Source organism: Microcoleus sp. LAD1_D3, from assembly GCF_036702135.1.
Taxonomy (GTDB): Bacteria; Cyanobacteriota; Cyanobacteriia; order Cyanobacteriales; family Microcoleaceae; genus Microcoleus.
In genome coordinates, this window is the sequence record NZ_JAUBSB010000024.1 from 45466 (window position 1) to 70192 (window position 24727).

17 protein-coding genes are annotated in these 24727 nt (G+C 44.9%); 9 read left to right on the plus strand and 8 right to left on the minus strand.

Annotated features, from left to right (window positions below; genetic code table 11):
* Positions 1-91: 91 nt before the first annotated feature.
* A complete protein-coding gene (locus tag QUA74_RS15625; protein WP_333330499.1) occupies positions 92-1306 on the plus strand; it encodes a glycosyltransferase in 1215 nt (404 codons plus the stop codon).
* Between the two features lie 84 nt (positions 1307-1390).
* On the plus strand, positions 1391-3175 hold the full coding sequence (locus QUA74_RS15630; protein WP_333330502.1) for a glycosyltransferase family 39 protein: 1785 nt from the start codon (positions 1391-1393) through the stop codon (positions 3173-3175).
* Between the two features lie 180 nt (positions 3176-3355).
* On the opposite strand, the gene QUA74_RS15635 is transcribed toward QUA74_RS15630, so the two are convergent.
* The gene (locus QUA74_RS15635; RefSeq protein ID WP_333330505.1) at positions 3356-3766 is read right to left on the minus strand and encodes a hypothetical protein; all 411 of its coding nucleotides are present in this window, start codon (positions 3764-3766) and stop codon (positions 3356-3358) included.
* Positions 3767-3917: 151 nt separating this feature from the next.
* Here QUA74_RS15635 and QUA74_RS15640 point away from each other — a divergent pair, with 151 nt between their 5' ends.
* Positions 3918-4175 carry a helix-turn-helix transcriptional regulator gene (locus tag QUA74_RS15640; protein WP_333292128.1) on the plus strand — a complete coding sequence of 86 codons (258 nt, stop codon included), beginning with the start codon at positions 3918-3920 and terminating at the stop codon, positions 4173-4175.
* 145 nt (positions 4176-4320) lie between these two features.
* Here the strand turns inward: QUA74_RS15640 and QUA74_RS15645 are convergent, their stop codons facing one another.
* The 4 genes from QUA74_RS15645 to QUA74_RS15660 form a co-directional block, all read right to left on the minus strand.
* Entirely contained in the window at positions 4321-4773 is a 453-nt protein-coding gene (locus QUA74_RS15645; RefSeq protein WP_333330508.1) for an HNH endonuclease, read from the minus strand.
* Between the two features lie 2 nt (positions 4774-4775).
* Positions 4776-5048, minus strand: coding sequence for a hypothetical protein (locus tag QUA74_RS15650; RefSeq protein WP_333330511.1), 273 nt, complete (start codon positions 5046-5048; stop codon positions 4776-4778).
* A gap of 47 nt (positions 5049-5095) precedes the next feature.
* Positions 5096-5701, minus strand: a complete 606-nt coding sequence (locus QUA74_RS15655; protein WP_333330514.1) for a DUF3318 domain-containing protein — start codon at positions 5699-5701, stop codon at positions 5096-5098.
* Positions 5702-5902: 201 nt separating this feature from the next.
* Positions 5903-7477 (minus strand): nucleoside transporter C-terminal domain-containing protein, encoded by a 1575-nt coding sequence (locus QUA74_RS15660; protein WP_333330517.1) that lies wholly within the window; start codon positions 7475-7477, stop codon positions 5903-5905.
* Between the two features lie 220 nt (positions 7478-7697).
* Between QUA74_RS15660 and QUA74_RS15665 the strand changes: the two genes are divergently transcribed.
* Entirely contained in the window at positions 7698-7976 is a 279-nt protein-coding gene (locus QUA74_RS15665) for a hypothetical protein (RefSeq protein ID WP_333330520.1), read from the plus strand.
* Positions 7977-8073: 97 nt separating this feature from the next.
* On the opposite strand, the gene QUA74_RS15670 is transcribed toward QUA74_RS15665, so the two are convergent.
* Positions 8074-8268 carry a hypothetical protein gene (locus tag QUA74_RS15670; RefSeq protein WP_333171260.1) on the minus strand — a complete coding sequence of 65 codons (195 nt, stop codon included), beginning with the start codon at positions 8266-8268 and terminating at the stop codon, positions 8074-8076.
* Between the two features lie 399 nt (positions 8269-8667).
* Between QUA74_RS15670 and QUA74_RS15675 the strand changes: the two genes are divergently transcribed.
* The 3 genes from QUA74_RS15675 to QUA74_RS15685 all read left to right on the plus strand — a co-directional run bounded on the left by QUA74_RS15675 (position 8668) and on the right by QUA74_RS15685 (position 21062).
* Positions 8668-13521, plus strand: a complete 4854-nt coding sequence (locus QUA74_RS15675) for a CHAT domain-containing protein (protein ID WP_333330523.1) — start codon at positions 8668-8670, stop codon at positions 13519-13521.
* Between the two features lie 528 nt (positions 13522-14049).
* A complete protein-coding gene (locus tag QUA74_RS15680; RefSeq protein ID WP_333330526.1) occupies positions 14050-19359 on the plus strand; it encodes an ATP-binding sensor histidine kinase in 5310 nt (1769 codons plus the stop codon).
* A gap of 170 nt (positions 19360-19529) precedes the next feature.
* Complete coding sequence (locus QUA74_RS15685; protein WP_333330529.1) at positions 19530-21062, plus strand: ATP-binding protein; 1533 nt, start codon at positions 19530-19532, stop codon at positions 21060-21062.
* Between the two features lie 832 nt (positions 21063-21894).
* Here the strand turns inward: QUA74_RS15685 and QUA74_RS15690 are convergent.
* Together QUA74_RS15690 and QUA74_RS15695 are read right to left on the minus strand one after the other, a co-directional pair.
* Positions 21895-22587, minus strand: a complete 693-nt coding sequence (locus QUA74_RS15690) for a hypothetical protein (RefSeq protein WP_333330532.1) — start codon at positions 22585-22587, stop codon at positions 21895-21897.
* Between the two features lie 28 nt (positions 22588-22615).
* Positions 22616-24004: an ATP-binding protein gene (locus QUA74_RS15695; RefSeq protein WP_333330535.1), complete on the minus strand. Its 1389-nt coding sequence runs from the start codon at positions 24002-24004 to the stop codon at positions 22616-22618.
* Between the two features lie 121 nt (positions 24005-24125).
* Between QUA74_RS15695 and QUA74_RS15700 the strand changes: the two genes are divergently transcribed.
* Positions 24126-24293, plus strand: coding sequence for a hypothetical protein (locus tag QUA74_RS15700; RefSeq protein ID WP_333330538.1), 168 nt, complete (start codon positions 24126-24128; stop codon positions 24291-24293).
* A 106-nt stretch (positions 24294-24399) separates the two neighbouring features.
* Entirely contained in the window at positions 24400-24723 is a 324-nt protein-coding gene (locus tag QUA74_RS15705; protein ID WP_333066452.1) for a DUF3155 domain-containing protein, read from the plus strand.
* Positions 24724-24727: the final 4 nt, after the last annotated feature.

Genomic DNA, 24727 nt, shown 5'->3' on the forward strand with positions numbered 1-24727 from the left:
TTTTATATTTTAACTAATCAATTATGGAGGAACGATATTTTACAATCTCAAGTGCTACCAAACTATTCTTGACTTTCTGAACACGGAAATTATGGGCAGCTACCAACCAAATCAGGTCTTGCCAGTGCCGTCGGGGCCTTTGCAAATTCCTGCTATACAGACTTTCGGTTCAACTTTTGTACACGCAGGCACATCGCCAATTTATTTTTCCCTGGTAATTCCCACCTACAACGAGTGCAGGAATATCCAGAATATTGTGGAAAAATTGAGCCAATTGCTCGATGGTATCCTTGCCGGCAACTACGAATTAATTGTAGTCGATGACGACAGCCCCGATCGCACCTGGGAAGTCGCCCTGTCCCTGACACCGGAATATCCGCAATTGCGGGTGATGCGCCGGCAAGAGGAGCGGGGACTTTCCACAGCGGTAATTCGCGGGTGGCAGGTGGCTCGGGGCGAGGTTTTGGGCGTCATTGATGCCGACTTGCAGCATCCGCCGGAGACGCTATTGCAGCTTTTAGCAGAAATTCAGCGGGGAGCAGATTTGGCCGCTGCGAGCCGCCACGTTGGCGAGGGCGGGGTGAGCGACTGGAGCGTTGTCAGGCGATTTTTATCGCGGGGCGCTCAAACCCTGGGGTTGGTGATCCTGCCGGGAGTGGTGGGCCGAGTTTCCGATCCGATGAGTGGCTATTTTATGGTGCGCCGCAGTTGCATAGCCGGCAAAACCATGAATCCTGCTGGTTACAAAATATTGATTGAAGTGCTCGGCAGGGGGGACATCCGCTGGATTGGAGAAGTTGGTTACGTGTTTCAGGAGCGACAAGAAGGGGAGAGCAAAGTTACCTGGAAACAGTATATTGAGTATTTGCGACATTTGCTTCGGTTGCGGTTTGCCCGCTGGCCGATGGGCCGATTCCTGCGGTTTGGCGTGGTTGGTTTCAGCGGGGTGTTTGTGGATATGGGAGTTTTTTACCTGCTGCGGACTGTCCTCGGTTTGGGGCTGACTCGCAGTGCAATCTTTTCTGCTGAAGTGGCAATTATCAATAATTTTTTGTGGAACGATTTGTGGACTTTTGGTGATATTTCTAAGCGGCAGCCTGGAAAGCGCCAGCGCTTGAAACGGCTGTTGAAATTTAATGTGATTTGTTTGATGGGCTTGATTATGAATGTGCTGCTGGTGAATGTGCTGTTTAATGTTTTTAAGGTAAACGAATATTTGGCTAAGTTGATTGCGATCGCTACTGTGACGCTGTGGAATTTCTGGATCAATATGAAGCTGAGTTGGCGGGTGACGGACGTGAAGTAGGTAATGGGGAATTGTTGACTGTTGACTGTTGACGGCGTTGAGTGATGACAAATGACAACTGACAACTGACTGCTGACTGAATTAATGATTAATAACAAACAACTGTTGTTGCTATTTCTGTGGACGGCGATCGCCTTTATTTTGCGCTTTGCCAATTTGAACTCGAAACCGCTGTGGACAGACGAGTTTTCGACTCTAGTGTTTAGTTTGGGCAACAGTTTTCGCGGTGTGCCGCTCGATCGCGCGATCGAGCTTTCTACATTATTACAACCCCTACAATTGCGCCCCGAGGCTGACACCGCCGACGTGTTCCGCAATTTGCTGCTAGAAAGCAACCATCCACCAATGTATTTTATGCTCGCCCACTGGTGGATGCGACTGTTTGGGGTTTCTGAGGATAGTTTAGTTTGGATAGGGCGAGCTCTTCCTGCATTATTGGGCGTGATTTCAGTTCCAGCTATTTACTTTTTGGGCAAATTTGCTTTTAGTTCGCGTTTAGTCGGTCAATGTGCAGCCGCGATGATGGCAGTTTCTCCCTACGGCATTTATCTCGCTCAAGAAGCTCGCCATTACACTTTAGGAATTTTATTAGTTATTGCCTCTCTTTTTTGCCTCGCCTTAGCTGCAAAAAAGCTGCAACAGGGCGCTCCCCTGCCTATTTGGACGGTACTGCTTTGGGTAGTTTTTAACTGTTTAGGGATTGCGGTTCACTACTTTTTTGCACTGACTTTGTGTGCAGAAGCAATAGCATTAATTGCTGTAATGTGGCAGCAGTTTAATGGGAAGTTGCCAATTTCAAACAGTCAGCAGCCTAATATTTGGCAATTTCAAATCCTGGGGCGACTTTTAGCAGTAGCGCTCGGCACTTTAGCTGGCGGTTTAGTTTGGCTGCCGATATTTTTGTCAAATAAATACGGCAGCGAACTAACTAATTGGATAGTCAGTGGCGATCGCACATTTTTAAATTGGATCAATCCGATTTTTCAAGCTTTAGCTGGATGGATCACTGTCATGTCTCTGTTGCCGGTGGAATCGCCCAATTTGGCAGTAGTAGTTGCATCGGCGATCGCAATGACAATATTTTTTATATTGGTGCTTCCCATCCTGTTTAGCGCTTTTAAAAATTCCTTAACAATGCCCGATACTCGTTTAGCTGCTGTTATTTTCGGCGGATTTGTGCTAGGAGCAATTTTCCTATTTTTCAGCTTTGCATATATTCTAGGAATTGACCTAACTCGCGGCGCACGATACAATTTCGTCTACTTTCCGGGGGTGATATTGCTGATAGGAGCAACCTTGGCAGTTATTTTTAACACACCTACAGCAAAAAGTCAATTGTTTAATTTACCTGCTGTGGAAATTGCTGGCAAAAAAGCAGTTCTGCTAATTTTAGTAATGGGTTTTGCAAGCGGTGTGACCGTAAATTCCAATCTCGGCTATCGCAAATATTACAAACCAGACCTTTTAATTCCGATAATGCGCGAAGTATCGAAAGTTCCCGTTTTAATTGCTACTACTCAAAAGACTCATGTAGAAATAGGAGAGTTGATGGGGATAGGGTGGGAATGGGAAAGAAGTTCGGCAACGGATTTTGTAGCGGATGTAACGGAGGTAACGGATGTTAGGAAGAAAGAAGAAGTTAAAGCCTTTGATTCTCCGCTGTTTCTTTTGGCTAATCAGAGAAGGGATGCGCCGGAAATAGCGGCAGGGACACTTTATAAAACACTCAGTCAATTAGAACGTCCGCTTGATCTGTGGTTGGTTAATTTTCGCGCACCTGTTAATTTAGCAGCACAAAAATGTCAGGTTGAATCGCGCGATTTGCCTGCGGTGGATGGGTATGAATATCAAGTTTATCATTGTTCCTGATTTGGCGATCGCCCACAACGACAGTCTGATCGACTAGAAAGAGCGATCAATAAATTTATGACTCAATAAACTGACATTGCTAAAGCTATTACCAATAAGCATCACCCCGCTGATGTAGATGTAGGGTGCGCTGGGCGCACCTTACCGCTATCAATACGATCGGGACTGTTCAATCAAACGCTAAGAGTCAGCGGCCAAATGTTTAATTAAGACGCTCATCACTTCACCGGGATTTTGAGTTGGGACAAGCGGACTCCAGTCAGAAACGCAGGCAAAATTATCGCGGTGAAAAGAATGAATGACGCGGGAAACAACAGGACGAGAACTGATAATGAAAAGTTTCAAGAGTTCTCGGTTAACTGAAGTTTGCAAGTTTGGTTCTTTAGCAGGGGGCTGATTGAGTTCGGTAGTTGGATTTTCTGGCCCAACCTCGAAAGCAAGTATTAATTCGGTATTGGGTAGCATTTGCCGGATGACTTTCAGGGAAGATTCTGCTTCGCTGCGGCTGCGAAATTGCGCGACGGGTAAGCGCTGAAAGTTGGGCAGGAGTCGGTAAATAATCCAGGCATTCGCAGTTTCTGGGGTGTTCATGGCTGTATTCTAAATTGGGTATGTTTGCCCATAGCAATGTGACAGAATTGCACCTTTTATTTTTAGTGCAGTCTGTTCTGGCTATGGCTGTGCCTATCACAAGCTAGTTAAGCGCTTAAATTAGGCGATTAAATTAATCTGTTATAATAATATGGTAAAAAAAAGGCAACGTCAACGGCAACCAGAAAATGAGTTGCCTTTTCGGAGACTGCGAGAGGACGCTAACTTGAGCCAAGAAGAGTTGGCTGTGCGGATGGGGGTGTCGGCTTCGTCGGTGCGGCGATGGGAAAAGGGAGACGAACCTACGATGACTGTTCGGCAAATGAGGGATTTTTGCCGTTTGGTGGGGGTATGTTTTGATGAGTTGCCGGATTATCTCAGTCGGCGAGTAGATGAGGAGGAATCATAGGGGGATAGATTGGTTGATCGCACTTTCGATTAAAATAATTAAAAAAAGTTCGTTAGCCAAGCTTTCTGCAGAAATCGAGCTTTCATTTCAGTACAAATTTTGCGGCAGAGGTAGTCGCTCAAAGTTTGAGTAACTCTCAGTCTGCTCAACTTTCTGATTGAATTAAATCGTCGGCAGGTGGATGTCGTTTTATGGCTTTGTCAGCGGCCCGAATATTAATGACTCTCTCTCGATTTAAGACTAATGCTGTAACTGTAGCTCGTCCAATTGGAGTCAAACCAACTATTGATAATCCATCCGCAGACCAAATAAAATGTTCGCTCCAACTATCTTGTCTGGGGTTAAACAACGGTACTTCTACGTCTGACTGAGCATCTATCGCTGTAGTTTTATCAGATTTCTTGCGGTTGCAGTGAAAGCAAGCTAGTGCCAAATTGTCAATATCGTTAGTCCCACTTTTAGTTAAGGGAATGATGTGCTCGATAGTAAACTCTACGTACTGCCATTGTTCGGAGGCATGACAATATTCGCACAGACAGTTTCCTCTCTGACGAACTTGATTTTGGATATTTTCAGGGATTTGACGGCGAGGTGACATTTCTACAGAGTAGGCTGAATCTGGCCCAAGAAAAGATTGCGGACAGTCCGATTGACAAAACTGAGGTAATCGTCGATTTCTTCGTAAAGATTGAGTTCTTGTTCTTCGTCAGGATTGAGGGGCAAAGTTTGTTGTTTGTCCAAGAGTTCTTGAATTCGATTTTTGACAGCGGTGGAGGCTTTAAAAATGGGTATGCCTTCCACTAATTCAATGCGGACAGCTCCTTCTATAGGTAGAGTATCGCGCAGGTTTTCCAGTTTGGGCAGGATGAGCATAGTTGTGGATTTTATGGGTTTCCCTCTTGATTATATCTACGTTTTTTTCAATCTTGCCTGACACTATCGGGTACGCCCACCGCAGAAATACCCGATATCGCCCTTAAATTCTGACACCGAATCAACTCGTTAAAATCCAAACTGCGCTTTTCTATCTGCGCCACAGCCTCGATCGCCCCAAGCAAATGTCCGGCCGCTTCCCCTTCGTTGTAACCACGCCTTCCCGCTACTCTAATCGCCCCTTCATCAGCATCTAACTCTACTTGGGAACTGCGGTTGTCCCGCCAAATTCGAGTCATGGCGAGTCCCGTCAAACCGCCCGCGATCGCAGTGCCGATCGCATCTCCCTGCAACAATTCTACAACAGTCCCGACAATTCCCGCCAGAGCCGCACCTTGATAAATATCCGGTTTAAACCACTTAACATTGCCCAGAAAACTTACATTCCGCAATAGCAGTAAATCCCGCTGCGGCTTAGATAGCAGCCTCCACAAATCAAAATTAATATAAATCGGGCGGGCGCTATTCCAAGGCAAAGGAAAATCGCAGTCAATTACCGTTGATTGTTGTGGCTTATTAATAATTTTACACATCATGCGGCCGGAAGCTGGCATAACATCTAACAGGCGGCGAATTTCGGGTTCGGGGTTCATAATCTTTTGGGGATTTGGTTATTGATTATTGGTTATTGATTATTGGTAATTAGACCTATTGCATATTTTTTTTGATTAATATGTCAACCGCAGATTTAAGGCAGATAAACGCCGATAATTTCCAGATAGTTTGGGAATGCTTGCAATTTGAGTCTAATCTGTAGGGACACGGCATTGCCGTGTCCTTTTCGCGTAGGTCATTTAAGGGTTTTTCTTGGAGGCGGAAGAAGGAGATTCTTGAGCTCTCGGAGCCGCTTTTTCGGTATTGGGCGAAGGCTTCGGACTGCCAATTGCTGGGGCAACTGACGGCTTTGAATTCGCGGTTGGGGATGCCAGTGGTTTGGCAGAATCAGGGGCTGTTAACGGGACCGCAGGGGCTGTCTTAGCGCCTAAAATGCTGGCGTCTCCGGTGTCCAAGGTGCCGGCGATGCAAGCGATCATCATTGTAGCTAAGGTGCCGACAAATAATGCTTTCCAACCGAGTTCGGAAATGTCTTTGCGGCGGGATGGAATTAGGGCGATCGTACCGCCGACAAATATGCCGACAGATGCGAGGTGGGCGAAGCCGGAAAGCGCGTAACTGACAATTAAAACTGTACGATCGCTCACCAGTTTTTTGGCCGATGCTTCTGCTAAGCTTTGATAAGGGGGAATTGCTGTTTCTAATAGTCGGCGACCAATAATTACTGAGGCTTCCCAAGAATCTTCAAAGGGAACTCCTGTTAATAGCGTCAGGGGATAAAATAAGACCCCCATAATGTTGGCTAAGGTGACAACTTTGAAAAAGCCACCAATTGGGCCGGGCAAAATTGCCAGCCAGCCAAAGAATTGATTAATTAAGGAAACTAAGCCCAATATTAAAATCAAAACAGCGGCAATAGCTACCGCCATTTTTACACCATCCAATGCGCCAATTATCGCTGCATCCAAAGGGCTGACTCGTTCGATGGGTTCTCCCCCAACTGTCTCTTGTTTAGGAATCTCGCCGTCCACTTCGTCAATTTCTTCGCCCACAAACTCGCGGCCTTTAGGCTTCCGTTCTTCCTTGGGAATGCCGCCCATTGTCAGGGGCACTCCCGTTTCCGGTACTAAGATTTTGGAGAGGACAAAGCAAGCGGGAATGGCGATAATTGAAGCTGAAACTAAATGCCCTAAAATATTTGGAAAAACAGGCTTGAGAAAACTAACGTAAATTGCTAAAGTTGAAGAAGCGGCCGTCCCAAAACAGCAAGAGAGGATTGCACAAAGTTCCGAACGAGTCATTTTCGGCAAATAAGGCTTGACGACAATTGCAGCTTCAATTCCTACGAAAATATTAGCAGCGCCACTAAGTGCTTCCGCGCCACTCAACCGCATTGTCATATAAAAGATTTTGGCAAAAACTTCGGTGATAATTTGAATCACGCCGATGTTGTATAGCAAGGCCATGAGGCCAGAAAAAAAGATGACTGTCGGTAAAGCTCGAAAGGCAAAAATATATCCTAAATTAACTGCCGGCTCTTTACCAGGTATTGGTACAACATTAGTCCCGAAGACAAATCTCGCTCCAGCATCAGCAGCGGTGAATACTCCATCCAGTAAGCCAGTAAACCACTCTAGGGCGATGCGAGTTGGGGGGAACAGGAATACTAAAAATCCCAAGACTAATTGCAGCCCAATACCCCAGATGATGACGCGCCAGGGAATATACTTGGACTGTCGGTTTTCTGAAAAAATCCAGGCGATCGCACATAAGCCAAAAATGCCCAGAAACGAGATAAGATTGTAGATAGACATGAGCCTAGTCCTTGAAATAGTTGAGAATGCCGATCGACGGTTTGCACCACATCAGTTATACTATTCATCTGACGGCAAATACTAAAAAAAATAACGGGCAGATGAATTACGCACTCAACAGCGTACTTATGTCATTGCTTAGGTCATTCCGAACTCTGCGGATCTTTAGCAACCCTTGATTTGCCGTAATTACCAGCAGTTTAGATAGAAACTCTAACACATGGAAGCTTTTGCTCCACATCCTCCTGAATGGACTGCGACGGCGGTTCACGCTAATGAGTTTTGCTGCCCCAAGTGCGGCGCTAGCTGTACGGATGCCGCTGAGGTCTGGATTAATCGCCGATCGCCAGTATACACCGAGTTCAACCGCCGCAAGTGGCAAGAATTTTACCGCTGCCAGTGTAGCGGCGTGTGGTGGGCCTGGAGTAACGATAGGCCTCCTTCTGAACTTGTGCGTCGCGATGAGAACTCGGATGATGACTCGGCTGATGATTTTTAGAAAGGTGACAGAATTTTCGATTTTCGATTTTATTTAAAATTAGGGTAAGTTGTAGATGGCGCACCCTAAACTCAGAGAGGTTATCGCTCGTTCTTAACTAATTGAGCACGTCAAGTATTCCCTTGACTACGCCTTCCATTACTCTTTCAATTAAGCTCAATTCATTTTCGCCGATCGACTCATTCAACAGCATTGACTGAATTCTCTGTCTGTCATTGCGAGTCAGTTCGCCTGACGAAAATATCTGCTCAACTATTTGTTCCGTTAGAAATGGGAAAGTTGGAGTTTGCATGATTGGCCTCTAAAAGCATCAATATTTTGTTTTTAACTTCATTAGAGCAGCCAGTTATTTTGGGGGTTTTTGCCGTCCCACCCAATCATTGCTGCAATCATAAGGCTTTGAGGGCATTTTGTCAAGACACCTGCGACAGATAAATATAAAATCTGCATTAAATTTCCAATATTCTGGCAACGGGTGGTTTTGAAGTGCGATCGACCCCCGGCAGTGCCGGTGTTCGATCGACCTTTTTAAGTTTATTGGCACTGGGGCGGAACATTACAGCTCAAAAAAAATCAAAACTACAATAGATTTGAATTGGTAATCGGGAATTGGCTTTTCTGAATTCCCTCATCCTTCCGGCTAATGACTAATGACTAATGACTAATGACTAATGACTAATGGCTTCCTCCAATGACCTATTTTCGTTCTGCTCTAATTTTGACATTAGGTTTTTGGCTGCTACCGCTAGCAGTGCGATCACAACCTGTAGTTCCTGCTACTGACGGCACGAATACTGTTGTTAAGTCCGAGCAAAACCGCACAGACATTAGTGGCGGACAACTGTCGGGAAATGGCGCCAATCTGTTTCACAGCTTCAGCCAATTTAATCTCAGCGAAGGTCAAATAGCTAATTTTCTAACTAATCCAAATATTCAAAATATTTTAGGGCGGATTTCCGGCGACAATGTTTCTATAATTAACGGTCTGATTTCTGTAACCGGTGGCAACTCGAATTTATTCTTAATGAATCCGGCGGGAATTGTCTTCGGTCAAAATGCTAGATTAAACGTGCCGGGGTCGTTTTTCGCGACAACGGCTACAGGTATTGGTTTCGGCGACCGCTCGTTTAATTCGAGCGGAATTAATGATTACAAAGCTTTACTGGGAAATCCTAATCAATTTAATTTTAATAACTTACAAATTGGTACAATTGTCAATGCGGGAAACTTGGCAGTGGGCAGCGGGCAAAGTTTAACTTTGCTCGGTGGCACAGTTATTAATACAGGACAATTATCCGCTCCCAACGGTCAAATTACTGTGGCTGCTGTTCAGGGACAAAATGCAGTCCGCATCAGTCAAATAGGCAATTTATTGAGTTTAGAAATTACTCCGTCTTTGCAGTCAGAAACATCTGCGCTCGCCCCACAAGCTTTGCCTCAGTTGCTGACGGGCCCCGGCGTAGCGTCAGCCACAGGTTTAACGACTAACGAACAAGGTCAATTGGTACTCACTGGCGGCCAAACAGTGCCGACAGTTGCAGGAAGTGCGATCGTCTCCGGTTCTATAAATGTATTTGGCCCTTCTGGGAATGCTGGCGGCACAGTCAATATTTTAGGGGAAAAAGTTGGACTGTTCGGCGCAAATATCAATGCTTCCGGGACAGATGGCGGAGGTACGGTGCGCGTCGGAGGCGGTTTCCGGGGGATGGAACCAGTGCCAAATGCCCAGGTAACTTATGTTAGTCCTGATTCTACGATCGCAACAAACGCGATCGACCGTGGCAATGGCGGCACTGCGGTAATTTGGTCAGACAATATAACTCGCTTCTTCGGCAATATTAGTGCTCGCGGGGGCATCGCCGCAGGTAACGGCGGAAGAGTAGAAGTTTCGGGCAAAAATGCTTTAACTTTCCAAGGAGAGGTCGATACCCGCGCGACTAACGGTGCGATGGGCAATTTGTTGCTAGATCCGGCAAATATTACGATCGTCAGCGGTAACGGCGACAGCAGCGCACCATCAACTGGCGGGGAACTCCAATCGACACCAGAACCCAATGAAACATCGATCTCAGAAGTGCAGTTGGAACAGATGGCGGCCGGCAGCAACGTGATTCTAGAAACCCCCGGCTACATCACCCTCCAAGACTTGTCCGATAACAAACTTTCCCTGCAAGCGAGAACGGGAGACACCGTAACATTTAGATCCGGCGGAGTGTTTGTTGTCAATGACTCCAAGGACGCAATCGAGACTCAAGGTGGCAACATCAACATTTTCGCCAGCAGCATCTCTCTGGGCGGACTCAATGCTAACGGCGGTAATATCGCTCTCACTGCTAACGGCATTGACTTCAGAGGCGGCAGCAATTCCGTCAGCAGTGCGGGGGGAACAATTCGCTTGCAACCCAACGATAGCCGAGCGATTCGGATCGGTGGCACCGGCGATATTTTGGGCATTTTGGACTTGACGGCAACGGATCTCGGCGCTTTGGCGGGGGGTTTCAGTTCGATCGCGATCGGGCGCGAAAACGGTAGCAGCTCGATCGCGATCGTCGCACCCATTACCTTCAACAGCCCGCTGACACTTCAAGGCAGGTCGATCGCGATCGACAATCCCCTGAATACAAGCGGCAGCGCTGGCTTGACTCTCGACGCGCCCCAAACTGATCTCAAGGCCAACATTGCGACATCCGGCGGCGATCTCACTTTTACAGGAAACGCATCCCTCAATGCTGACGTGGCTTTGAGCACAGAAGCTAGGGGCAACATTCTGTTCTCCGGTAGCCTAGACGGATCTCGTGCCCTGAGACTAGACGCTGGGCGAGTGCTGTTCGGCGCTACAGTCGGTCAAGCTGCACCGCTGGCGAGTTTGACTGTAAACGCCGGCAGTACCCAGGTTTCGGGCAATATTGCGACATCTGGCGACATGACTTTCAACAGTGCCGTCACAGTCGATCGCAGTACCGCCCTAGCCACCACTACCGGCAATATCGCTTTTGCCAATACCCTCGACAGCACGCTGGGCAGAGCAAATAATTTGACGCTGCGCGCTGGCGGCAACATTACTTTTGACGGCCTAGTCGGTCAAACTCAGCGGTTGGGCCGGCTCTCGGCTGACGCTGCTAGCGTGACGGCTGCTTCCACAATTACAGCACGCAGTTTGAGCGTTAACGCCCGCGATTCTGTTACCTTCGGGGGGGAGAGCACGGCCGCTTTGGGAGCCGATATCAAGGCAGCAAATGTCCTCTTAGAGGGTAATTTAAGGACGGATGGCGGCAACGTGAACCTGCAAGGAAGCCGCGAGGTTCGGACTGGCAATATTACCTCGAACGGCGGGAGGATTCGGGTTGAGGGAAATACTGTTGCTGCAGGCGTGATCGACTCGTCATCGGCAACGGGAACAGGAGGCGCGATCTCTCTCCAAACCAATGCTGGGCCTTTAACTGCGGGAGCTTTGAACGCTTCGGGGGCGATCGGCGGAAATATTGTTGTCACCTCTTCATCGGGCATTTCGGCTCTAGATATCAACTCCAGCAGCACTTCAAACGGCAACGGCGGAGGCGTTTCCTTGAGCGCGACTGATAACATTCAGTTGGGCTTTATCAATGCTCAAGGTGGCCCTGGTGGCACTGGGGGCAGCGTTGATGTGACAACCCTCGGTTTGTTTCGATCGAACAGTGTTTTCAACGATATATCGGGCAATTCTTCGAGTATTTCTACTGCCGGAGGTGCGGGGGCGGGGGCAGTCGCAATTGGCCACGGAGGCGGTATCGATCGACCGTTTGTAGTTGGCGGCGCGATCGATAATGGAACCCAGGGAAGCATTAATGCTGGCGGGGGAAACGCCATTTTGCCCACTTTTTCTTTTGGACAAACTTACACCCAAGGAAGTTTACCAAATCAGATTTCCCTAGTTACGCCGGGCCCGCCCTCTACTCCTGCACCAATTCCCGCACCAATTCCCGCACCAATTCCCGCACCAATTCCCACACCAATTCCCGCACCGCCTCTAGTTTCCGTAAATCCTGAGCCTCCCCCGTCACTTCCTGCGTCTTTGCAAGTAGAATTGCGATCGCCAAACCGAGAGAAAATTTCCCCAAATCGCCAGGAGATTTTGGTTCCTTCTCGCAGATTCGATTCGGCCGGATCGGGAGTTTTAGAGTTTGAGCAAACCTTTACTCGCGAGTACGAAAAATATCTAGACTTGCCCGCAAGAACGCCGATTAGTAATATGTCGGTAATTTACGAAACTCTTCGCAAAAACGAAAAAATTACCGGGATAAAATCGGCCATTATTTATATGAATTGGGTCAGCGGCTTGGCTGCCACCACCGCCAAAGAAAATGGTTCAGTGCTGGTGGCAAGTCAGGATTTATCTAATCTATCGCCTGTGAGAAAAAACCGCACCTCCGGGCCTCCTCGCGTCTTAGAAGATAAGTTAGCCCAGAGGTTGCCGCCGGATGGCAAAGAAGTTTCCGATGTTCCTAACGGGGAGCATTTAGAATTAGTGTTAGTAACAGCTAATGCTGAACCGAGGCGCGTTTTAATTCCAGCGACAACGCGCTGGCAGGTGTTGCAATTGGCTGACGCCCTGCAAAGCGAAATCACTAATCCCCGCAAAAGAAGCAGCATTAGTTATTTGGATACGGCGCAAAAACTTTATCGGTGGTTAATTGCGCCAGTTGCTGCCGACTTGGCAGCTTTAAAGATTGACAATTTAATTGTAATTCCGGCAGCCGGTTTGCGGAGTGTGCCGTTTGCGGCCCTTCACGACGGCAAAGGCTTTTTAGTTGAAAAATATAGCATTAGCGTGATGCCGAGTCTGAGTTTAACGGATATCGGCTACGACAATATTGCGGATGATGAAGTTTTGGCGATGGGGGCGTCGGTATTTGAAGATAAAGCGCCATTACCGGCGGTACCGGTAGAGTTAGAGTCGATCGCGCCGCCCGATCGCGGAAAATCATTTTTGAATCAAGATTTTACTCTCGCCAATTTGCAAGCTCAGCGGGCAAATCGGCCTTTTGGTATCATTCACTTAGCAACTCACAGTGAATTCCAGCCCGGAGAACCGAAAAATTCTTACATTCAGTTGTGGGATACTAAATTGCGTATCGATCAAATGCGGCAGTTGCGATGGAATGAACCGCCGGTGAATCTATTAGTTTTAAGCGCGTGCAGTACCGCTTTGGGCGATGCAGAGGCGGAGTTGGGGTTTGCGGGTTTGGCGGTAGCTAGCGGTGCTAAATCGGCTTTGGCGAGTTTGTGGGAAGTCAGCGATGAGGGGACTTTGGGGCTGATGACTGAGTTTTATCGGCAGTTGCGGGCCCCCAGACGCGGTGGCAATTTGATGATCAAAGCGGAGGCTTTGCGGCGCGCGCAATTGGAGATGCTGCAGGGGCGTGTGCGGATTCAAGACGGGATGCTGCGAGTCGAGGGGCTTTCTATGAGTTTAATTTTGCCTCCGGAAATTGTGGCGCGGGGCGATCGAGTGCTTTTGCATCCTTATTATTGGGCCGCCTTTACAATGATTGGCAATCCTTGGTAAGGGGGATGTTGAATAAAGAAGGAAAAAGAGGCGTTGCTGAATCAAGGTATCAATAGTGCAGGAAGTGGAATATCCTGAAATTTTAGCTAATGTATAGCAATCCTAAACCATTGGTGAATTTCTTACTCTCTCCCCTCTTGATAAGGGGATGGTTGGAGTGGGGGAAAAATTTACGACTCCTGCAAGGATTGCTATATGGAGTGATTTGCACTCGCTTTCATTACATGGTAATTCCCCCTATTTATACTCTAATTATGCAGCGCCCAAATCTCCTAGGAAGCTCAACCGCGATCGCACTTCACTCTGTTTTGCTTGCTTTTGCAGGAAACTCTAGAGCGATCGGACTGCTGAGGCGAATGTTTAGCCGTCTTATTTTTAAGAAATGTTAACAAAAAATAACTTTTCCTTTAAACCTTAAGCTTTTCTTAAAATTTCGGGTATAGTTATGTATTAGAAGATACATCTAGTTAATACATTGACACTTTCTAAAAAAAAATTGAGTATTAATACTGAGAAGAGGCTGTAAGAATGATTAACTTAGCTGGCTACGAGATTACCAACCAAATTCATGAAAGTAACAATTCTTTAGTTTACCGAGGACTGAGAAAGCAAGACAACCAACCGATAATTCTCAAATTTCTCAAACAAGATTATCCGATGCCAGCTTCGTTAGTCAGATACAAGCAGGAATACGAAATTACACGCAATCTCAACCTAGAAAGTGTACCGCAAACCTACAGCTTAGAAAGATACCAGAACAGTTTGGCTATCATTTTCGAGGATTGTGGTGGAGAATCATTAAAGCTCTTGTTGGCTTCTCACCAACTTAAATTAGAAGAATTTTTCTTAACAGCTATTAAAATAACCAGGGCTTTAGGTGAAATTCATCAACATAAAATTATTCATAAAGATATCAATCCCAGCAATATTATCATTAACTCAACCACAGGGCGAGTTCAAATTATAGATTTTGGCATCTCTACTGTTTTAAAGCGCGAAAATCCTACCCTAAAAAATCCTAATGTTTTAGAAGGCACTCTTAGTTATATATCGCCGGAACAAACAGGCAGAATGAACCGCTCGATCGACTATCGCACTGATTTTTACTCATTAGGAGTCACTTTTTACGAACTCCTAACAGGGCAATTGCCATGGGATTACAGCGATGCAATGGAATTAATCCACTGTCACATTGCTAAACAAGCAGTACCGCCCCATCAAATCAATCGAGAAATTCCTAAAGTTGTTTCTGATATTGTGATGAAGCTATTAGCGAAAACCGCTGAAGCCAGATATCAAAGCCCTTGGGGAATTATCGCTGACTTAGAAGAATGCCTAGAACAATTAAAAACTACGGGAGGAATTGCAGATTTTGCGATCGCCCAAAAAGATATTACAGATAAGTTTCAAATCCCTCAAAAACTCTACGGCAGAGAAACAGAAGTTGAAACCTTATTAGCAGCCTTTGAGCGAGTCAGCAGGGGCAGCACCGAAATGATGCTAGTATCCGGTTACTCTGGCATTGGTAAATCCGCCTTAGTACAAGAAGTTTATAAACCAATTACTAAAGCGAGAGGTTATTTTATTGCCGGAAAATTCGACCAATTTCAAAGAAATATCCCTTATGCGGCTGTTGTCAAAGCCTTTCAATCATTAGTCAAGCAACTCTTAAGTGAAAGCGAAAAGCAACTCAATACCTGGAAAGAAAAACTTTTAGCAGCTATTGGCGCTAATAGTCAAATCATTATAGATGTCATTCCTGAAGTAGAATTAATCATTGGCAAACAGCCTACAGTACAAGAATTAAGCGCTACAGAAGCACAAAACCGATTTAATTTAGTATTTCAAAAATTCATCCGCGTGTTTTGTTCATTTGACTATCCCTTAGTCATCTTTCTCGACGATTTACAATGGGCTGATTCCGCCACATTGAAATTGCTACAAGTAATGATAGCAGATGAGCAAACCAATTATCTATTTCTAATTGGTGCTTATCGAGACAACGAAGTTAACCCATCTCATCCTTTAATAATGACTTTGGATGAGCTGCAAAATCAAGGTGCAAGAATCGAGCGAATTACTTTAACTCCCTTACACCTTCACCAGATAGGCAACTTAATTGCTGATACCGTGCGTAAAGACACAGAATCAGCCCTCCCCCTAGCAGAGTTAGTTATCAATAAAACTCAAGGTAATCCTTTTTTTGTCAATCAGTTCCTCAAAACTCTCTATCAAGAAAACCTGCTAAAATTCAATTTCCTCAAAAGAAACTGGGATTGGAACATTTCAGAAATTGAATCAGTAGGTATTACTGATAACGTCATTGAATTGATGCTTGGCAAATTGAAAAAACTGCCCGTATCAACTCAGCAAGTTTTGCGTTTGGCTGCTTGCGTGGGTAATAGTTTTGACTTACACACTCTCTCAATTATTAATGAGAAATCTTGGGGAGCCACGTTTCAAGAACTATTGCCAGCCATTCAAGAGGGATTGATTCTAACTACTTCTGAGTTAGGTGCTACCGAATCCGAAATAATTAATTCAGACCTGGTAATTACTACTTATAAATTTTTGCATGACCGCGTGCAGCAGTCAGGTTACGCTTTGATTGACTCAAAACTGCAAACCGCAATTCACCTACAAATTGGTCGCCTATTACTAGCGAATATTTCTCCTGAGCGACGAGCCGAAAGAATTTTTGAAATTGCCGATCATTTAAATTCGGGTCGGAATTTAATCATTGATGATAACGAGAAAACTGAACTAGCTATTTTAAATTTAACAGCCGCTCGCAAAGCCAAAGATGCAACGGCTTATGCTGCTGCCAGAGACTACTTAAAAATCGGTCGAGAAATTTTACCGGGCGATATTTGGCAAGAATCCTACGAACTAGCTTTTACCTTTCATAAGGAGCTGGCAGAAGCAGAATATTTAAACGGGAATTTTGAAGCATCAGAAGCTTTAATAGAACTGGCCTTTGCCCGGGCAAAATCTGACATAGAAAAAGCCGAAGTTTACAACATTTTGATCGTGCAGTATACTCTGCTGACTAAATATGAATTAGCAGTTCAATCTGGATTAAAAGCCCTTCAATTGCTGGGAATAGACTTGGCTGAAGATAATTTAAGCGAGGCGGTGAATGGTGAACTGGCGGCAGCTAAAGCCAACTTGGCAAACCAAGAAATTGCTTCATTAATTAATGCAGAAAAGATGAAATATCCGGCTCAACAAATTGCCATGAAATTATTGGGCAACATGGGGCCACTAACGTTCTTTTCATCTCAAGAACTGTGGAAGTTGACTGTGATCAAAGGGATTAACCTTTCTCTTAAGTACGGTTTTGTGGCGGGAGGATCTTACTGCTATTCGTGTTATGGAATTATCCTGAATTCAATTTTAGGGGATTACCAATCGGCTTATGAGTTTGGCAGACTCGCTCTGAATCTCAGCGAAAATTCAAATAACTTGTCTCAAAACTGCCAAGATAGTGTGATTTTTGCCAATTACTTAAACTGCTGGGTGAGACCGCTCAAAACTACTGCTGAAATTAATAATGAAGGGTATAAAGTTGGCTTGCAATCTGGTAACTTGCAATGGACAGGTTATAACCGGATGTTTCAAACTATTACCTATTTCTTCCAAGGCATGAATTTGAATAATCTCTTGGAAGATATTGGCAAGTCGCTCCATTTTTGCGAGCAAACTAAAAATTTGTGGGCAATTGATATAATTCTGGCTAATAAATTAGCAATTTTAAATTTGATGGGCGAAGAGGATGAAATTAGCGAAAGACAGCATTTAGAAAATTTCCACAATCGTAAAAGTATGGCGGCTCTGTGCGAGTTTTATGTTTTAAAAGCGCAGACTTTCTATCTTTACGGACTGTATAGTGAGGCGCTAGAATCATCGGATCGCGCGGCAGAACTGATCGATTATTTGATGGGTCACATTTCTAGTGCTCACCATAATTTTTACCGTTGTATGATTTTAACGGCTCTGTATTCAGAAGTTTCTGAATCGGAGCAAAAAGATTATTGGCAGCAATTAGAAGCTAATCAGAAACAAATCAAAATTTGGGCGGACAACTGCTCGGAAAGTTTCGCACATAAATTCTGGCTAGTGGCGGCTGAAATGGCGAGAATTTCAGGTCGAGATTTGGAGGCGATGGATTTGTACGATCGCGCGATAGCCGAGGCTAGAGAGCATGATTTTATTCAGAATGAAGCGCTGGCGGCGGAACTGGCTGCTAAGTTCTGGTTGGCGAAAGACAAAGAAGAATTTGCCCAAATCTACTTGACTAAAGCCCACTATGGCTACCAATACTGGGGTGCTAAACGTAAAGTGGAGAGTTTGGAGGAAAAATATCCCCAATTAATAGCGAGAACTTCAGGGAAGACAACCACTCAAACTAAAGTTAATCGAACTACGACGGCGACTACTAGCAACAATTTGGCAGATACGTTAGATTTAACTACTGTGATGAAAGCTTCCCAAGCGATTTCGGGTGAAATAGTTTTGAGTCGGCTGCTGGAAAGATTGATGAAAATTGCGATCGAAAATGCGGGGGCCCAAAAAGGTTTTTTGATTTTAGAAAAAGCGGGAAACTGGGCGATTGAGGCGGAAGGTTCGGTGAAGGAGGATGAAGTTAGTGTGCTGCGATCGCTTCCTCTCAATCCAACAGCAGCTTCTGGCGACACTCCTTTGCTGGCAAGTGCGATCGCCAATTATGTGATTCGCACTCAGGAAAATGTGGTGTTAAATAATGCTGCTCAAGAAGGACAATTTACCCGCGATCCTTATATTGCAGCCACTCAACCGAAATCTATTCTTTGCACTCCTCTGCTGCACCAAGGTAAGTTGACAGGCCTTCTTTATTTGGAAAATAACCTGACTGAAGGGGCTTTTACTACCGATCGGCTTGAGCTGTTAAAACTGTTATCTGCCCAAATTGCTATTTCTATTGAGAATGCTCAACTTTACAAAAATTTACAGGAGTTTAATCAAAACTTAGAGCAATTAGTGAGCGATCGTACTCAACAATTATCCAACACCCTAGAGGCTTTAAAAGCCACCCAAACTCAGCTCGTCGAATCGGAAAAAATGGCATCTCTGGGAGGATTAGTTGCTGGTGTTGCCCATGAAATTAATACTCCGATCGGAGTGGGCGTCACTGTTGCTTCAGCTTTGGCAGAAAATACCACAGAATTTGCATCTATTTATAAAAGTGGCAAAATGAAGCGCTCAGATTTAGAAGAGTTTGTCGATATTGCTAGTCAAAGCAGTAAGGCGCTTCTAATTAACCTAGATCGGGCGGCAGCATTGATTCAAAGCTTTAAGCAAGTAGCAGTCGATCGCTCTAGCGAAGAACGACGTACTTTCCAGATCAGACCTTATCTTGATGAAATTTTATTACAATTAAAACCCAAGTTGAAAAATAGCCAACATTCGCTTAAAATTAAGGGAGATAGCAAGATCGCCATAGATTCTTATCCAGGAGCGTTATCCCAAGTTGTGACGAACTTGCTGATCAATTCTCTGATTCATGCCTACGAACCAGGGATTTCTGGGGAAATAATCTTTGCTTGGGAGCAAGAAGGTAATCGGCTAAGGTTTGAATACGCCGATGAAGGTAAAGGAATTCCTCCAGAAAACTTAAGTAAAATTTTTGAGCCATTCTTTACCACTAAGCGTGGTCAAGGTGGCAGTGGGTTAGGGTTACATATTGTGTACAATTTAGTCACCCAAAAACTCAAAGGTGAAATTGAATGTCTAAGTGAGGTGGGAAGAGGAACAAAGTTTATTATTAAATTACCCATGCAAATTGATTCACAAATGTAGAGTTCCAATTCCGATTTCTGGGCAAATATAACTAAGTAAGTCCACCTCATTAAAAGTAAAATAAGCATGAGTGAAAATGTTGCTGTGTAACTCTTCTTCCTTCTGCCTTTTTCTTAACAGGTTTTCTAACTTCAAACCTAAACATTAGTAAAAAATAAAGGTGTACAGCAATGAAAAGTGATGTTGACGATTTGTTAACTAAACCATCTCCAGAAACAGTATTCTTTGCCGAAGTAATCGACTCGGATGACGAGATATTGTTTGCCGATGAAACCACAGAAGAAAAACTGAGTGAAAGCTGGAAAATTTTAGTTGTAGATGATGAGTCTCAAGTTCACACCGCTACCGAAATTTCACTAAGGAAGTTTGTCTTTGAAAACAAATCTTTAACCTTCATTAAGGCTTACTCGGCTCGTGAAGCTAAACAGCTAATCCAAGAAAATCCTGATGTTGCCATTATCTTACTTGATGTAATTATGGAAACAGATGATGCTGGCTTAAACTTTGTTAAATATGTCCGCGAAGTCTTAGGCAACCAGTTAGTGCGAATTATTTTACGCACGGGTCAACCCGGACAAGTACCTGAAAAAAGCATTATTATCAATTACGATATTAATGACTATAAAACTAAAACTGAATTAACGACATCAAAGCTATACACTACGATGCTAACAGCTTTGAGAAGTTTTTCTCTAAGTCATAAATTACAGTCTGAAATAGAGCGGCGCGAACAAGTAGAGAAAGCACTCCGTATCAGTCAAGAAAAAGAGTACCAAAAATCTCTTGCTTTAGAACATTTTGTCAAAGAACTGCAAGAAACACAACTACAGTTAGTTCAAAGTGAAAAAATGTCTAGTCTCGGTCAATTAGTTGCCGGTGTTGCTCATGAAATCAACAATCCGGTTAACTTTATTTACGGTAATCTCTCCCACGCCAACGACTATATTAAAGAACTCATTAATATGTTGAATCTTTACCAAAGGTATTACCCGCAACCAGAAGCAGAAATTGTCCATGAAATAGAAGATGCAGAGTTACCATTTATCATAGATGATTTACCAAAATTGCTTTCTTCCATGCAGTTAGGGATCGAACGCATTCGCAATATTGTTCACTCTCTACGCAATTTTTCGCGGTTGGATGAAACTGAAATTAAATCAGTAGATATCCACGAAGGCATTAATAGCACTTTGATGATCTTACAGCACCGACTAAAGGCTAAGTCTGATCGACCTGCTATTAATGTGATAAAAGACTATGGTGCATTGCCACTTGTGAACTGTTATGCGGGTCAGCTCAATCAGGTGTTTATGAACCTTTTAGCGAATGCTATAGATGCTTTAGAAGAGCGGCTAAGTAGAGAAGATGGTGCAGGTTGTCACCCCCAGATTTTGATTCGGACTGAAGTTGTACCCGGCAATTCGCATGACAACATTAGCTCGGCTTCCCACATCCTGGTAACAATTGCTGATAATGGTGTGGGCATGACAGAAACAGTTCGTGCTAAACTTTTTACTCCCTTTTTTACTACTAAACCCATAGGAAAAGGTACAGGCATGGGATTGTCCATCAGCCGAAAAATTCTGATAGAAAAACACTGCGGTCAATTGGAGTGTATTTCTACGCCAGAGCAGGGAACGCAGTTTATTATTGATCTGCCGACTATCTGTAGAGCCACTAATATCGCCGTAGCTAATGCCTAGAAAACTTATCTGGCTGAATTGATCATATACCGGGTTTCAGTTGCATGAGAATAGGGTAATTGCTAATTCCTCATTAATCGGAATTCTGACAGAAATTTTTCCCGCATCAAGTCCCCCCTTTTCTGGGGTGGGGACTTGATGCAATACGGTTCAGTTAGTGCTAAAACCTTTGAACCACTTTGGATTATTCTTAATCAAGGGAAGTGCTATTTTATGTGACAGATTGCTGGAAAGTTGACCGAAGTTTTAGTGCTGATATCAATTCCGGTTGCACCGGAATTATTGTTGACTGTTGACTGTTGACTGTTGACCGAAAGCATCCAGGATACAAGCCGCCGGATTCATCCGTCCAGAAATAAAAAACCTGTATCCGATGAAACTTGCCCCCCGAATTTATCCGTGGGGTCAATGCTTCAATTCTTTAATCTAAAATCTAAAATCGCGCAATCGATTGACTGTTGACGGGCGGGTCGAAAAACTGAATGGTTGAGTGTTAACTGTTGACTCGATTTTATTATTCCGATGCAACCGGAAACGATATGATTCAGGTAAAATTATTAGCAAAAACTATAGGAAAAGACTTGACGGAAAAAATACAATATGAAGACATTATTTTCCTCACTTGAATAAAAAAATATTGGCTACTCTAAATCTGAACAAAGGCTCAGACACTCCGTTGGATCGATTATTAATTCACCCTTCCCAAATTTGCCGATATTCCAATTCCATATCAAAATCAAAGAAATTATTTTGGTTTTATGCGATCGCCGGCGTTGCTTAGTGATACCCTAATTCAGCAACGCCTTTTTTTATAGTAATATCATCAAGGCAATCAACGCTTTTCGCTTTGCCGTAAATGCCGCCCGATTTCTTGATGACATATGTGCCAAAAATACAGTGATAAATTCAGAAGAGCTAATAATTTAGTGCCGTCTTCTAACATCGCGTGTACTCCTAGACTTTGAGACTCAAAAATATCCTCAAACCGTGAGATAGCAAACAAGAGGAATGCTACGACTAATGGCAGGTAAGGAGTGGTTTTGATGTATAGCCAAAACTTAACTCCGTAAAGGAAAACCGCCGTACCATAACACAAATAAATAAATTTGAGAGATATGCCCAACCGAGAAAGAATCAAAGTCATCCGAAACCTGTCATCCAGGAAAAAGACTCCCAGTAGTAATGCACTAAAAAATAAGAATATCCCCGATCGACTCCGCGGCTCTTTTTGGCGCAACACTCCGAAAGTAAAGGCACAAATTGCTACTGGGATGCACCAGAGGACTTCGGAAACTCCGGTGAGAATGCCTTCGTAAGGGAACCAGAAATTAAAAGGATCGCTAAACAGGCGTTCAACTCCGTCTCCCTGGTTGTTGAGTTTTGCGTATACGCTCAGCCCGCCCAAAATCAGAACAGTCAGAATGTTAAAAGCAGCTAAAAACCGTACACGAAAAAAGTGTTTTTTGAAAATTTCTAAAGAATGTGAAAACTTGGGAATTTTATCGAATAAATGCAGATGCTTCATAAAAAATGTCTCTAATCAATACGGATCGTTACTTATTCACGGGTAGCCAAACCACAAATGTAGTGCCACGCTCCGCTGGATATAATAAATTAGTTTCTGCAGAGGGCAGCCATTCAGGATTGACTGGGGAAAATACTTCTATTTCTCCTTGCATTTGGCGAACTAAATCGCGGGCGATCGCCAAACCCAATCCTGTGCCGGGAATTGCGGTCTGCGCTTTTTCTCCCCGGTAGTGCCGCTCAAATAAATGCTCTAAATCCTGGGGGGGAACGCCGGAACCTGTGTCGCTGACTGCAACTGCTATGGCAGGCAATTGGCTGTATCCTGCCCGATCGCCATCCGCTGCTTTGTACCTTACTTTAATATAAATTTGGCGACCGACAGGGGTATATTTCAAAGCATTGTCAATTAAATTGCTCAAAACCTCGCGCAAAGCTCGATCGTTCGCTGAGACTGGCGGCAAATCCGCCTCTAGGTCAGCTACCAATTTCAGATGCCTTTCAGAGGCGATCGCCTCGGCGGAAGTTAACAGCGGTTTTAAGACTTCTGCCACAAAACAGGATTCCTGCAAATGGGCCGCAGGTGACAGCGACAGAGGAGAATGCCGGATTGATTCCACATTGGACATTGCTTTTTCTGAAGTGCCCGATGGCAGTTTTAGATGTGCTTCGCCGGTGTCAACAGTTCGATCGAACTGGCCGAGCAACTCTTGCAGCCGATCGCTCTCTCGGACAATACTAAAAGCCACATTGCGGTTTTTGTCTTCCGGTACCAGCCGCCGCGCTAACAACTTGCCAAAAGTTCGCAACGCTGTCAGCGGACTTTTGAACTGGTGGAGCAAATTGTGCATCGTGTCGTAAACCTGAGCCTGGATTTGCCGAGTTGCGCCCAATTCCTGGTGCATCCACTGCGATCGCTGGTCTAAAATGCAGGCTAGGGCTAAGGTGCGAGCAATTTGTTGTATCTGAGCCTCCTCTGGCTCGTTCCAAGGCCTGTCTTGCCGACCGCTGACTAGAAGTCCCATTACAGCTCCCTCGTGTATCAGAGGCGTCACAATTTGCCTCCGCTGCTGCCACACATTCTCCGGGCCTTGGCACTGATGGGAACTGCGCTCATTACCCGGAAGCGGTTCGGGTGCGATCGCCTCTACGGTTGATTCTTCCACAGAAAGAACCCGCGGCGCCAGCAGTCGCGGCACCGGTTTGACTGTCGAGCTTTCGGGAGATTGCAACCTCAACCCCTGATTTTCTTCCGATTCGGCTGAGGTTTCTGGGTAAACCGCGATCGGCACCAACTTTGCTTCGCTGCCTTCTACCAACTCTTGTGTCAGGTATACCGCGCTGAATTTCGCTCCCAAACTGACGGCGATGGCCACCTGCGAGTGGCAAAGCTTGACAAATTCTGAACTGGCTGGCATTAACATGAGCGCCACATTAAGATATCTAACGGAATTCTAAGTAAATTACAAATGATCTGCCACCGATTACTGATGAGAGACTTCTAGATTTTAGGTTTCTTCCCTTTGATAGAAGGCAGCTATGTTGAAGGCATGGGGTTTTTATGAACCCAAATTGCCCCGCATCGCCGTCCGCGCAGCTTCCACCGATCCCCAAGCTTGGCTTTTGGCGGAACTTGCGGCCAACCATACCACAACAGCTACACTTTTGTCGATCGGCACGAATGTGAAGATTATGTCGATATATTAAAAACAGTTGATTTTTTGAGCTAGAACGGATATACTGGCCTCGGATTTGGTAGCTATCATTACAACCTGTCTGCTCATACTGTCTGCTCACAGAGGAGGTAAAGAAATTGGCCAGGAGACGCAAACGCAAGAGTCGCCGCCGACAAGAAGGACGCAGAATTTTAGAGTGTGTGCCTCAATATAGCATCGAGAGCGGCGAAGATAAACCCGTAACAGCGGCTCGCAAGTTCATCCATGCAGAAGGCATTGCTCCCCCAGCATTGCTGTTAGTCAAGCGTAACGAGCATACCACTGACAGATACTTCTGGGCTGAAAAAGGTTTATTTGGAGCCCAATACGTAGAAGAGAACCATTTCTTGTTTCCCAGCTTAAAGGTGATGTTGGAAGCTACCACAGAAAAAATTCCTGTGGTGTCAGCGGCCCGCGCATAGCTCA